Genomic DNA, 13,885 nt, shown 5'->3' on the forward strand with positions numbered 1-13,885 from the left:
ATGCTCAGATCACTTCGGAAGTACGGTTTCATATATACCTTGTTCATCAAAAATTCCCTGATGTCCCAAATGGAGTATAGAGTTAATTTCCTGATGGGCCTGCTGGTGGAGACCTCCTATCTGTTCGCCAAATTCCTGTATGTGATTATTGTCTATGAGGCGGGATTAACGCTGGATGGAGTGCCCATTGATGCGATATTGCTGTTTATTGGCACTTACACCTTGATGACGGGGTTATATTGGGGACTGTTTGCCATCAACTTCGTGCAGATCCCGGAGCATGTAAGAACCGGGTCACTTGATATTTTGTTAACGAAGCCGATTTCCCTGCAATTTATGATGACGTTACGGAATGTGGACTTTGGTCTGGCGATTCCGAATGTGCTGGGCGGCATGACCATGGTTGTGGTGGGCTGGAGAAGACTGGGGCTTCCGGCTGATGCCGCTTCAATAGGCGGGTTCATCTGCTTCCTTGTACTGGGGCTGCTCATGACCTACACCTTGTTCCTGATCCCGCAATTATTATCGTTCTGGTTTATTCAGATTGGTGCTGTCAATGACATCTCAAATGGCCTGTTCGAGCTGAATAACATGCCAATGATGATTTACTCCAAATGGATACAGCGAATAGGGATATTTGTTGTCCCTGTTCTATTGATTACTAACTTCTCACCCTTATTCGTGCTGGACCGGTTACATCCGGGCCTCTTCCTCTGGGCTATTCTGTCTCCCATCCTGTTGCTGGGAATCACGAGATGGATCTGGTCCAAAGCGATTCGTAATTACAACAGCTCTGGCGGCTAGATATCCGGAATCACAGGAGGTAAGGATATGAATACTCAGAAGCCATATCGGATTGGTATTTTGGGCTGCTCCACAATCGCTCCGTTCTCGATCATTAACCCGGTCAGGGAGCTTGATCAATTTGTAACGTATGGTGTAGCGTCGCGTGATTTGGACCGGTCTGCAGCCTATGCGCTGAAGCATCAGATTCCGCATGTTTTTGAAAGCTACGATAAGCTGCTGGCGTCGGCGGACATTGATGTGGTCTATATTCCGTTATCCAATTTCCTGCATAAGGAATGGACGCTGAGGGCGATTGAGGCTTGCAAGCATGTCTTGATTGAAAAACCGATAGCCTTGCTTGCCGATGAGGTTCTGTTCATCAATGAACGGGCCAGGGAACAGGGTGTGCATGTCCTTGAAGCGCTAATGGTGCAGCATCATTCGTGGCAGCAGGATATAACGGACATGATTACAGCTGAAACCTACGGCAAATTGAAAAAAATCAAAACCCGGATCTCCTTTGAAATTCTGCAAAGCAACTACAGCGCGGATAATTACCGGTTCAAGCCTGAGTACGGCGGTGGCTGCTTCATCGACGAATGCTCGTACTGGCTGCAGTTTATCCAAAAGATTATCGGCTTGAAGCCGCAGACACTGGACGGATTCTCGACATTCTCCGGCATCAATCAATGCGACTGGACCTTTCACGCGGCGCTGCAATATGAGGGGGGCGTCGAGGCAGAGTTCCTGGGTTCCTTTGAAATGCCGAACAATGCCACCCACTGGCTGGAGTTTGAGCGGGCTAGGGTAAGGATCAGCGGCTTTTTTAAGCCTTGCTATGGGGATTACAAGATCATCATTCAGGTTGAACATACGGAAGAAGGAACAACAGACAAGCTTGTATACTCTCCGCAGAATTACTATGTGAACCAGCTCCGGTTCTTGGCAGAGGTTCTTGGGGGCACCAGAGAGAATATCCCCTTATCCGAATCCTATGAACGGGTGGCAACTATGAACGCCATCTATGAGATTGCCAGGAAAAAGCATGCTGGGCAGCCTACCCTGGAAGATAGACCGGACGGGGAGGCTGTGAATTATGGATGACAGAGAACAGGAGATTCGTAAGCTACTCGCTCAATTGCCCGGCGGTTCTCCCCACCTGAAGAATGCAGGTATGGACGCGGATTTGCGAGGTTATGGCATGGATTCTTTGTTGTTTATTCATTTTGCGGTGGTCCTGGAAGAGCATTTCTCAATAGAGGTGAGCCCGGAATTTCTCGATATAGATAAACTATACAGTCTTCAGAAGTGGAGAGAATATATTGATTCACAGGATCTTGTATGTTAGTAGCCCTGGAGATGGACTATTTCAGCGAGGGCTACCGGACCATGCACTCCAATTGTGTGGATTTGCCCATGGCAGGTGCCGCAGGCTTTCATCAGTATGAGAACTATTTCTACTATACCTTCCTGTATGCCGTCATGATGAATTGGGGAGAGGCAGCGGGCGGGGACTGGGTGGCCTCCAGACGCAGCATTCTTAACAAGCTGGGCTTGACCCTTAAGGTAACTGAGGTTCTGGATGCTGCTGGGCTGCTGTCTGTGATTCACATGAACATTGATCAGCAGTGCCCGGTCGTGATGATTGCCAACTACAACTATCTGTTTTTTTTGAGCCAATACGGGACGGTCATTGATGATCATGCCGTGTTAATCACGGAATATGATTCAGCCAGAAGGCTGATCGTGATCCGGGAGAATCAGCTGAACAAAGAGGTAACCTTGAATGTGATGAAGGGGGAGCCTTTTTTCAAGCTGCAGCTGACCGAGGAGATGATAGCGGATATCTGGAATAAATCCAATGCTTCTTTCAAGGAAATCAGGAATTATTGTTATAACAAGCTGTTTAGCGTAGCGAAAATAGGCGAATCGGAGGTTCACAGCTATCTGGAGCTGGTTGAGGATTTCGCACAGTGCTATAAGAACCGTTCCAGCCATTTAATAGAATCTGTGGAACGGTTCAATGACAATGTCTCTCTTATGGAGGGGCTTAATGATGCAAATGCCATTGCGGTTGAATTTGAAGGCATGCGCAGGAGTTATCACGGCTCGGTGATCATTATGTTTGATATCTTCGAGAAGGCGCTGCCCTGGGTATCCGCTCATGAAGAATGGGGGCAGATATTCGGCGGGTTCCGGGATCAATATATCAAATTCAGATACCATCTGATCTCCAGTCTCCATGCGGATACGCTGAGACGGAAGCTGATGCCGCCGGATAGAATTCTTCAGCTTACAGAGGAGATTAGACAACTGGATACGGAGTTGTTCTCTCTATTGGAGGAACTGATCCTACATCACTCACAGCACCATAATCAGCAGGTTCTTGGCAATGCCGCACAGGCTTTAATTAACTATGCGGCTTGCGCCGAGGTATCGGCAGATAGTGAGTATAGCCCTGATCCGGAAACCGTATGTAGAGCAAGCCAAGCCGTAAATGGCAGGCGGGAGAATTGGATCACGGATTCCTGGCATTCAGACAAATCCCAGCCAGTCCATTGGCTGATGCTGGATCTGCTGAAGCAGAGAGAACTTCTGAGATTTGTGATCAGGCATTCGCCTGCCCCCGGCTATATCACGATGGATTATGAGCTTCAGGGCAGCAACGACAAGGAGCAATGGGAGCAAATAGCGGCTGTACGGAATAATGAGTCTGTCTTAACCGCGCATGAGGCTGACGGCTGTTCGTTCAGATACATCAGGCTATATATCACTTATCCGGCCCAGAATGATTTTCAGGCTCGGATTTTTGAGCTTGAGGTATGGGGGCCAGCTGTAACCCACGCCACAAAAAACTGACATGATTCAAAAGAATGTAATATATCTTTGGATTTAGCCTGGTAGCTATAATAAAAATGTAAAAAATACATGCCATATTGAATGGAGAATCTACAATGAACAACAAGAAAAAATGGAAAATATTTGTTATTCATCATTCCCATACGGATATTGGTTACACCGAGCGGCAGGAGAAGATAGAGCAGTATCACGTAGATTTTATCCGGCAGGCTGTTGCTATATGCGAGGCTTCTCATACGGAGGCCCGCAAAGAATGGGCGGGCTTTAAGTGGACCTGCGAAACCTTCTGGGCCGTGGAGAAGTTTCTGGAGGAAGCCACGGAAGCAGAGAAGGAACAATTTGCAGCCGCGCTCAGACGCGGGGATATCGAGTTATCGGGCACCTACTTGAATATGACGGAACTGATCAATTTTGAGCTGCTGGGCAGTATGCTTGCACGGGCAGGGCAATTCGCCCGGCCGCTGGGGCTTCAGGTGAAGTCGGCCATGACCGCAGATATTAATGGATACAGCTGGGGTTATGCACAGGCTTTGGCAGACGCAGGAGTCGAGAATTTGCTGTCCAGTATCCACACACATCACGGGATGTTTGCCATCGGGCGCAAGCAATTCCCCTTTTATTGGGAGACACCCAAAGGCAACCGCCTGCTGGTATGGAGCGGCGAGCATTACATGATGGGGAATGATCTGGGGATCAATCCGGATGGGGCATTATCTTATACCATCAAAGACGAAGACCCGGTATGGGGGATCTCTAAAGATCACTGGAAGCTGGCCGAGACCCGGATTGCCCGCTATCTGGATCAGCTGGAGAAGGAGCAGTATCCATACGATTTTGTATTGGTGAATGTCATGGGGCTGCTGCGGGATAACTCGGCGCCAAATCCAAGAATCATGACCTTCATCAAGGAATGGAATCAGAAGCACGGGGACCATGTAGAGCTTGAAATGACAACGCTTAACCGGTACTTCGAGCGGTTGCGGCAGCAGGAGGCCGAGATTCCTGTCTATAGCGGTGACTGGCCGGACTGGTGGTCCGATGGCGTGGCTTCGACCGCGATGCACACCCAGATCTTCAGGAATGCCCAGCGAACCCTGGACGTAGTTAAGCGGCTGGACCCGGAGCGCAAGATGGCGGCATCAAGCGATATTGCCCAGGCAGAGCAGCAGTTAATGATGTATGCCGAGCATACCTGGGGATATCACTCCTCCATCTCGGAGCCCTGGCACATCATGGTGCAGGAGCTGGCAGTCCGCAAAGAGGCGTATGCCGCCAATGCCAGCAGACTGGTTCATGCCTCGCTGGATGCGGTTCTGAAGGCGCGGGGCGATGTGCTGCTACGGGCAGACCGGGCATTCACCTATAAAGTAATCAATTCCTTCGATTACCCCGTAGAGGATCTGGCTCATTTCTATCTGGAGGAGCAGTGGGAAGCGGATTATTTCCGGCAGGGGCTCGAGGTGGTCGATGAGCAGAGCGGAGAAGTGGTCAGCCATCAGCAGGAGAAGGTAAGCAGAGGATACCAGATTGCGGTCATGGTCAAGCTTGGCGCGAAGGAAGAGAAGCGGTTCCGTATCCGGGAAGCCTCGAAGACCGTCCCGGTGACGACAAGCAGCACCCGCTTGCGGGGAGCCGACCGGATTCATGATATACGGGATATCTACCCTCCTGTGCAAGAGGAGACCCCACGGCTGTTCATCACGGAGAATCATATTGAATCGCCTTGCGTACGTATTGCGTGGAGAGCCGGTGAAGGCATCGTCTCCTGGATAGATAAGCAAACCGGCCAGGAATTCATTGATCCCCGTCAGACGCACGGAGCCTTCACACCGGTGTATGAAGTGACCCCCGGCGGCGGAGACGACCAGATGACCGTGCGGAGAATCATGGGCAGGAACCGTAAAGGCATGAATGTTCAGCGTTCGGAGGGTGTCCTCTCAGGTGTGAAGGAAATAACGAATGGACCGGTATATGGCATCATTGAATTGAAATATCAGGTTCAAGGAATGAGCCACTATTCATTATTCCTGAAGGTGTTCAAGGACCGGAAGAGAGTCGATGTCTCCGTCCGCATCCATAAGGATAGTGTGTGGGACCCGGAGAATGTGTACGTCGCCCTCCCCTTTAGTGCAGGCGGCAGCAGTGAACTGTGGTTCGAGAAGGCCGGGGCTGTCCTAAGGCCGGGAGTGGATCAGATCCCGGGCACCTGTACAGATTTCTATTGTATTCAGGAAGGGCTTGCGGTTATATCCCCTCATGGCGGGCTGTCCATTGCGACCCCGGATACGCCGCTGATGCAGACCGGACCTTTGGAATATGGCCCAAGACTCGTGCAGGGCCAACAAGAAGAGAACGCCCATACCTCATTGTATGCCTGGGTGCTGACCAATTATTGGGAGACGAACTTCAAGGCGACCCTCGGGGGATTCTACGAATTCCGGTATATGCTGCAATGGGGAAGCGAAGCAGATACGGCAGAACAAGCTATTCAGTTGTGCCACAGTGCCAATGCAGGCACGGTTGCATTCAGAACCACATAAATTCCGGCGGGCATAAGAAGGGCTGAATCTTTAATAGAGAAGCCCTTTTTTTGTCTAGTTAATAGGCTTCAAGCAATATAGATTGAACTTGGAAAAAATACAGACAGGGAAAAGTGACGGAGGAGAATTTTGGAACTGTAGGAGCGACAGCGTCCGCCTTTGTCACCGGATTTCCACCGCGAAGAGCAGTTTAAAATCGAGAAATCTGGGGACAACAGCGGCCGGAGGGCCAAACATTCTCTGGAGTCACGGCAATCCCGGATCAGAAGAAATACAAGTTCACTCTATATAGAAGAGAGCCTTGTGTAAAAAAGGGAGGTGTGCGCTGTGTACCGTATTCTGATTGTGGATGACGAACGCATTGAGAGAGAGGGCATTCAGCAATTAATACAGGAACACCATCTGGAGCTGGAGACACTCCTTGCGGCGAATGGCGAGATTGCGCTGGAGATCCTTGGGAAGCACAAGATCGATATTCTGATTACAGATATCAAGATGCCCTTTATGGACGGGCTGGAATTGTCGGAGAAGGTCAGCAGCCTGGGCCAGGATATTGAAATGATCATCTTCAGCGCTTACCATGAGTTTGAATATGCGAGAAGAGCCTTGCGGACCAACATATCGAATTATTTGCTCAAGCCGGTTCATATCCCGGAGTTTCTCAGTGTGGTAAGCGAGGCGATCCAGGCCTGTGAAGACAAAGCGGCAGAGAAATTGCGGAACGAACAGCTGGTGGAGGGGTATAACCGGGGACTTCTGTATGAGAAGGAAAAAATGCTGCTGGACTCTCTAAACGGAGTGAAAATAAATGCGGAGGCATGGATGTCTCCGGAACTGCTGGAATATGTCCATCACAAGCATTGGCTGCATATGATTCTGGTGGATTGCCGCCGGAAGTTTTTTGATATTCACAATGATGAATTCATTAGGCTGTTACACGATAACCTCAGCTACGCCTTCGATTATGTGAACTTGAGCGAGCATCAAAGTATGCTGTTCGTCAAGCACCCCCGCCCCATCCCCAAAGAGACGCTGCGCATGCTTGGAGATCAGATCATCCGCAGCACCGCCGGGAGCCTGGATCTGAATGTGGGTCTGGTGATCGGGAGAGCGGTGAATCAGCCGGAACAGTTGTATGAGGCCTATACCGAGATGGAGCAGATGCTGGAATTCAAATTTTTCATGGATGAGTATACTCTTCTATTTGCCGATGAACCCTTTGAGCAAGCGGGCTTCAATGAGATCGAATTGAAGCCGATTCTGGATAAGGTCTACCAGTGTCTGGAGTATAACGATTTTACCGGTGCGAAATACAGTATAGAGCTGCTGTTTACCTACCTGAGAACCAAAGGGCAATTCTCGTCCCTGTACACCAAGTTCATCTGTTCGGAAATTATGAAAAAGGTGGTGACGAGAGAGAAAAACCATGAGCCTGCGGAAATGAATCATTACTTGGAGCAAATTCATAAGACCGTTTCCCTTCAGGATCTGAAGGATCATATGTTTGCGATCCTGTCCCTCATGGAAACCGGCAGCGGAGCGAGCCCCAAGAAGGCCGCCAATCTCAAGCTGATCCGGACCATTACAGATGTAATCGACAAGGAATACGATCAGGACCTCTCTTTGGAGGGCATCGCGGAGAGGGTCTATTTGACCCCCAGTTATCTGAGCTATTTGTTCAAGAAGGAGACGGGCCAGAGTCTCATTCGGTACATCACGCAGGTGAGAATGGACAAAGCCGTCGAGCTGCTGAATACAACGAATATGAAGATCGTCGATATCTATAAGAAGCTGGGCTACAGAAGCTCGACCTACTTTATCCAGACCTTTCGTAATTATCATGGAGTCACTCCGGCCAAGTTCAGGGAAGGCTCTCCGTAGGTTAGCGCCCTCACCATGATCCAACTATTTCTCGCTGTAACGGATACCGGAAATAGTTGGATTTTGTACACTTGCTGATGGACGATGGAGCCCTGCGGCGGCAGTAGTTGGATAAACAGCACTTAAATTCTCCGATTTCACCCCAAGCAGCGAAAACGCACAATAGCAGATGTAGTTTATCCACTTGCTTCCGTACATTCCCTGGAAATGGACAAATTAAGATACGTTTTTCCACTTGTGATCCTGAGCTGGACGGGTGCAACGACGAAGGGCATGGCGAAAGCGCACAGCGAAAGCACATGGCGAATGCACATGGCGAAACGCCCGGCGAAGCACATGACGAAGCAATGGCGAAGCCCTCGCCTATACCTCGCTGAACATCCGGGCAATGCCGCGGAAGGTATAGGCAAGCACATGCTCTGCCGTGCGGACCGTCAAGGCAGGGGAAGAAGAGCTCTGCAAGCGGTTCAGCAAGGCAGGGCCGAACAGGTCATGGCTTTTGGAGATTTGCCCGCCCAGCATGATGAAGTCAGGACGGTAGCCGCCCACATAAGGCTGGAGCAGCTCTCCGAGCCGGGCTCCGAATTCGGCGAATACCCCGCGCGCGGAAGCGTTCCCCTGCCTGGCTTCATGAGCAAGCTCCTTCACATCCATAGCCGTCTCCAGAATGCCCGCTTCACGGGCCAGCTTCAGGATGCCTCTCCTGGAGAACAGGTCATCCGCCCTGCCGTCAAGATAGGGCTGGTCATACAACCAGCCGTTCGGCGGGATACCCGGTCCGGATTCCATGATCCGGGAGCTGTCGATGAAGGCGGAGCCCAGGCCGGTTCCGAGCGTCAAGGCAATGAACCGCGCCCGGGGGAACTCGGCGCTGACACCAAGCGCAAACAGGCGGGCGTCATTCTCGAAGCGGATATCCATGTCCGGCAGCGGGCCGGCCTTCCCGGAGCTGCCTGCGGGCCAGCGTTCACGGAAGGCATGGAGCAGATTCAGCCCGTAAATCGCCTCGAATTTGCCGAGCCCCTGAATAAGGCAAATACCCTGCCTGTAATCGAAGGGGCCGGGAAAGGCCATCCCGATATGATAGAGGCAGTCCGTTACCGCGTCCCGGCGCTGGTGCTGATACAGGTCGTACTGGGCCTGAAAGATAGATATAAAATGGTCAAGGATCGTTTCCCGGTCCCGGTCAGCCAGGGCGGGAAACTCCATTTCACTGCCTTGCAGTGGAAGGCCGTCCTCCAGCACGCAGGTCTTAATAAAGGTTCCGCCCACATCCAGCGCAAGTACAATATTACGGCTCAAGGAAACTCACATCCCATGCTTTGGAGACACCAGCTTTGATCAGTCTGCAGGGGGCTGAGCCCAGATTGATGATCGTATATCCGCCAAGCACAGCCGGGAGAATATAAGATTCGGCGTAGTGCAGTTCAACAAACACCGCTTCGTCCGCAGCAGAGACAATCCGCACGGCCTCTCCTTCAACCAGATTATACATGGTCATTTCGCCATGTGTATGATCGCGCCACCGGTCCCGCAGGTGGAGCCGGTGAACATAGAACAGCAAATCGGCGCGTTGGCCCAGGACATATTCTTCATTCTCACCCTGCTGGTGGAGAAGTACCGGTGAGGGCATGAGCTGATCTTCAACCCAGGCGGTCTTCTTGGTGAAGTCAATATTATCGAAGGCGTAGTCCATATTGATCGGGCGGGGTTTGCCATCCAGGTCCTTGCGCAGAAAGTCATAGATTTTAAAGGTAAACCACCAGGTGGTCGAAGAAACCTCCAGCACCAGATTGTCTTTTCCAGCGGAATGAACCGTTCCGGGAGGGATCAGGAACAGATCTCCCTTCCGTGATTCGTAACGGTTCACATAATCGGTCAGCGGCAGCGGGATACCCGTCTGCTGGGCCTTAAGCACATCATGGCGGAACTGCTCCGGTGAGCAGGCCTCCGTAAGTCCCAGATATACTCCGGAATCTCCCTGCTGCTCCATGATGTAATAGGATTCCTGCTGGGCCATGAATTCATTGAACCGGCTGCGGATATAGTCCTGGGTGGGGTGGACCTGGCAGGATAAGTTGTCCCCGTCCATCGTGTCCAGATAGTTGAAGCGGATCGGGAAATAATCTCCGAACAAGCCGGTCAGCCGTTCCCCCAGGATCGTTGTATGTTCATTCTGCATGACCAGCAGAAAGGGAATCTCTATCTGCTTGCCTTCATAATCCAAAAGGATTGAATTCTCCGGGGCAATCGGCTCAAAGCTCCAGGCACAATTCACCCATTCTTCCGGCAGATCAGCCAGTTGTTTGAGGAATTGCCCGCCCCATACTCCCGGTGCATAAAAGGGCTTCACCCGCAGCGGCGACTTAGCGATCTCCGAAATCATATGGCGCAAGGCCGGCACTGGTGTCATGACCGGATTTTTCGGCTGATTCAGGTCAATATAATAGTCCATTTGCTCCAAGATTTGTTTACGGTACGTTTCCAGAATGGGCCATTCTACGAAAAGGGCGATTTTATATTTCTCCACGGCATCCCGGTTCCAGTTGAGTCCGAAATTGAGCAGCTCCTGCCGGTGGCCGGCCTGCTGGTATTCACGCGAGACATCCAGATAATAGGAAAGATCGAACCGGCCCTCTCCAAGCCAGTAAGCCCCCGGGCCAAAAACAATGCAGAATGAAGCCCGATCCGTACCCGGCGCCGCTTCATCCAGCCTGCGGGCGGCTTCTTCCCTGGCCCCGGCCCGGAAATAGTCCTCCAGGCTACCCTCTGTAAAATAACCAAAGGCGCGGTTATCCGTAATATTGGCGGCAAAATGTGTCCGCAGCTCTTCGCTCGTCTTGAGATAGCTGCCCGAGCCAATGAGGGTCACCGAATGGCCCCCTTGCTCCAGGGCATCGACGGCTTTTTGCAGAACAGCCTGAAACGGGGCGCCATGTGTTCCGTCAAAAGCAACATACCGCCTGCCGCTTCCCTTCTCACCGGCGAGTTGAAGCAGGGAGGCGGCAATTGCGGAATAACCTTCCCGGAGCACCGCAGGGGGTTCAGGCAAGTGTAAGCCATCCTGCGGAACAGGGAGGGGACTGCGTACAAGGTTGACCGGTCGTTTCTCAAACATTTTGGCACTCACTCCTTCTAAAGGTTTACAACCATTGTAAGGAGTAAGGCTGGGTTTTTCTTTGGAAAGGGCGTCTGATTTTTTGTACAATCCGGACATTTGGCGGTTTGGCTACAGGTTTTGCCTTCCGTCCGCAAACTGCAGTCTGCGGAACCGGGCGGGGGAGACACCCAGCTGTTTGGTGAACACGCGTGTAAAATAGTGCACAGATTCGAAGCCGCAGCGCTCGGCGATGTCTTTGATGGGGAGATCGGTGTGCAGCAGCAAATCCTTGGCTTGTTGGATTCTCCGTTCCTGAATATAATGGACAAAAGTCTGGCCCAGCCGAACCTGGAAGATTCTCGACAGATGGCGCGGGGAAATATCCAGTTCCCGGGCAACCTGGGCCATCTGCAGTGGGGAGGACAAATTGTCGCGGATATAAAGCTTGGCCCGCTCAAAATGGCGGTGCTCCCCGCTGACTTCCTCCATGGCTCCGGCCTGCGGATTAGATTCGGGAGAGAACGCCTGCGTGAAAGAATGCAGCAGGGCAAGCGCCAGATGGTTCATCGGCAGCCTGGACACTGCAGCCTCGCTTTCGGCAAGACTGAAGAGGGTAAGCCAGATTCGGGCAGAAAGCGCGGCATTCTCATGCGAGGCTATGGCTTGTCCACTGGCGGTGATATCCTGAAACAGCTTGCGGCAAGCCGCAGGGGTCCGGGATTCGTCAATTTCAAAGGCGATGAAGAACAGAACGAGCCCCTGCTCGCTGCGGATCTGGTGCCAGATACCTGGGCGCGAGCAGAACAGGGCTCCCGGCTCCAGGGGGTAGAGGACATCGTCATCCAGGTAAGAGCCCGTGCCTTGCTGGACATAGCAGATTTCAAAAAAAGAATGGCGGTGGAGGGAATTATTATAATGATTCGGCATGAAGCCCCAGTAGTGGATATGAAATGAGGTTTGTCCGTCACTGAGATTTGAGATATGCTGATTGAGAAGTGCATTGGCTTTCCGGTACGCCTGACGCATGGCGGGACCTCCTCATCATGAAAGGCTTCAACGAATAGAAAACGTTTGCTTTTGATTCTATCAGAGATCAGGAGGGAACTCTATGTATACCATATTGATTGTGGATGATGAGAAAATTGAACGGGACGGTATCAGAGGGCTGATAGCCGAAATGAAGTATGAGCTTCACGTCATCGAAGCAGAGAACGGGGAGAAGGCGCTGGAGTATCTTCGCCTGAACCCGGTGGACATTCTGCTCACAGATATCAAAATGCCATTTATGGGCGGACTGGAGCTGGCAGAGCAGGCAAGCCTGGCGCAGCCATCCCTGGAAATAATTATATACAGTGCTTACGGGGAATTTGACTATGCAAGGCGGGCTTTGTACACCAATGCTTCCAGTTATCTGCTGAAGCCGATTGATATGGATGAGTTCGCCGGGGTCATGTCCGGTGTGATGCAGAAATGTGCCGATAAGGCAACGCAGCAGCTGCGCACTGCCGAAATTATGCAGGGGTATCAAAAGGGTCTGGAATATGAGAAGGAGAAGTGGCTGACAGATTTGCTGAACGGGGTTAATGTCATCAGCGATGCTGGCACGCTGCCCTTTGGAGGGGGGACGGCTGCGCTAATGCTGATTGATTTCAAAGAGCGTTATTTTGACCGCAATTACGAGGCTTTTGAGGAAACGGTGCAACAGCTCACAGCCGGTGAATATGAACTGCTGAATTTGAATGAATATCAAAGTGTGCTGATTGTCCCTTGCCCGCCCAGTGGCGGCCGGGAGAAGATCAGGGGCATGAGCGAACGGATGGCAGAGCGGATCGCGGAACGGTTTTACCGGCATTGCTGCATCGTATTCAGTCCGGTGATCTCCGATTGGCAGGAGATTTCAGCCTGCTACGAGCAGATGGAGCAAACCTTGGACTATAAATTCTTTTTTGAGGATACGGTGGTACTGTTTGCCGGGGATGACTTTGCAGGCCGTATCCCGGATATTGTCAGCGCCGAGACGCTGATTGCGGACATCAACCAGTTTATTAATCTCGGAGAGCATGCGGGCGCTTCCAGAAGCATTGAGCTTCTGTTCAATCACTTGAGCAGAAATGGAAGCTCCTCCGCGATATACGTCAAGTATCTATGTTCCGACCTGGTGAGAAATGCGTTTGAACAATCGGGCCGCAGGCAGAAAACCGATTTTCAGCAAACGGTGGAGCGTATTTTCAAAAGCGATTCCATTCTCGATGTGAAGGAAGTGCTGCTGCAGGCACTCTCTGAGATTGAACCGGAGGGCGGCGCTCAAGGTGAAAGCAAACGCCATCTTGTACAGCAAGTCATCAGAATTGTGGAGAAGGATTTCAGGGATGATCTCAGTCTGGAGGCCATCGCCGGACGGGTATCGCTCAATCCGACCTATCTGAGCCATGTGTTCAAGAAAGAAACCGGGCAAAGCCTGATCAAATTCATCACCCTGCAGCGTCTGGAACGTGCACAGCATCTACTGGGCAGCACCAATATGAAGATCGTCGATATCGCTGAGAATGTCGGCTATTGGAGCTCCTCCTACTTCTGCCTGACCTTTAAGAAATATTACGGAATCAGTCCGCAGAAATACCGTGAAATGCTGGACGAATAGGATCATTTCAGGAGTAATCACCGAAGCTGCAGCCCTAGTTTGTAGGGCTGTTTGGTGTGAATTTTGCTTATGGATCTA

Annotated in this window: 10 protein-coding genes; 7 read left to right on the forward strand and 3 right to left on the reverse strand. The window is 51.4% G+C overall.

Translation table 11 applies throughout. The annotated features are described in order from the left end of the window. The 6 genes from MKX70_RS15040 to MKX70_RS15065 all read left to right on the forward strand — a co-directional run bounded on the left by MKX70_RS15040 (window position 1) and on the right by MKX70_RS15065 (window position 8,066). A complete protein-coding gene (locus tag MKX70_RS15040) occupies window positions 1-804 on the forward strand; it encodes an ABC transporter permease (protein WP_340783929.1) in 804 nt (267 codons plus the stop codon). 27 nt (window positions 805-831) lie between these two features. Next, the gene (locus MKX70_RS15045; protein WP_340840254.1) at window positions 832-1,890 is read left to right on the forward strand and encodes a Gfo/Idh/MocA family protein; all 1,059 of its coding nucleotides are present in this window, start codon (window positions 832-834) and stop codon (window positions 1,888-1,890) included. Further along, complete coding sequence (locus MKX70_RS15050; RefSeq protein WP_042238301.1) at window positions 1,883-2,134, forward strand: acyl carrier protein; 252 nt, start codon at window positions 1,883-1,885, stop codon at window positions 2,132-2,134. The genes MKX70_RS15045 and MKX70_RS15050 overlap by 8 nt, the downstream gene beginning before the upstream one ends. Further along, window positions 2,128-3,645: a discoidin domain-containing protein gene (locus tag MKX70_RS15055; protein WP_340840255.1), complete on the forward strand. Its 1,518-nt coding sequence runs from the start codon at window positions 2,128-2,130 to the stop codon at window positions 3,643-3,645. Before MKX70_RS15050 ends, MKX70_RS15055 begins: the two co-directional genes overlap by 7 nt. A 95-nt stretch (window positions 3,646-3,740) precedes the next feature. Beyond that, window positions 3,741-6,185 carry a glycoside hydrolase family 38 N-terminal domain-containing protein gene (locus tag MKX70_RS15060; RefSeq protein ID WP_042238299.1) on the forward strand — a complete coding sequence of 815 codons (2,445 nt, stop codon included), beginning with the start codon at window positions 3,741-3,743 and terminating at the stop codon, window positions 6,183-6,185. A 327-nt stretch (window positions 6,186-6,512) separates the two neighbouring features. After that, a complete protein-coding gene (locus MKX70_RS15065; RefSeq protein WP_340783933.1) occupies window positions 6,513-8,066 on the forward strand; it encodes a response regulator transcription factor in 1,554 nt (517 codons plus the stop codon). A 363-nt stretch (window positions 8,067-8,429) separates the two neighbouring features. On the opposite strand, the gene MKX70_RS15070 is transcribed toward MKX70_RS15065, so the two are convergent. The 3 genes from MKX70_RS15070 to MKX70_RS15080 form a co-directional block, all read right to left on the reverse strand. Further along, window positions 8,430-9,368 (reverse strand): ROK family protein, encoded by a 939-nt coding sequence (locus MKX70_RS15070; protein ID WP_340840256.1) that lies wholly within the window; start codon window positions 9,366-9,368, stop codon window positions 8,430-8,432. After that, window positions 9,358-11,184: a class I mannose-6-phosphate isomerase gene (locus MKX70_RS15075; protein WP_042238297.1), complete on the reverse strand. Its 1,827-nt coding sequence runs from the start codon at window positions 11,182-11,184 to the stop codon at window positions 9,358-9,360. The genes MKX70_RS15070 and MKX70_RS15075 overlap by 11 nt, the downstream gene beginning before the upstream one ends. 111 nt (window positions 11,185-11,295) lie before the next feature. Beyond that, entirely contained in the window at window positions 11,296-12,192 is an 897-nt protein-coding gene (locus tag MKX70_RS15080; RefSeq protein ID WP_042238296.1) for an AraC family transcriptional regulator, read from the reverse strand. Between the two features lie 82 nt (window positions 12,193-12,274). Between MKX70_RS15080 and MKX70_RS15085 the strand changes: the two genes are divergently transcribed. After that, window positions 12,275-13,807, forward strand: a complete 1,533-nt coding sequence (locus MKX70_RS15085) for a response regulator transcription factor (RefSeq protein WP_042238294.1) — start codon at window positions 12,275-12,277, stop codon at window positions 13,805-13,807. Window positions 13,808-13,885: the final 78 nt, after the last annotated feature.

The organism is Paenibacillus sp. FSL R7-0312 (assembly GCF_038004445.1).
Lineage (GTDB): Bacteria > Bacillota > Bacilli > Paenibacillales > Paenibacillaceae > Paenibacillus_AQ.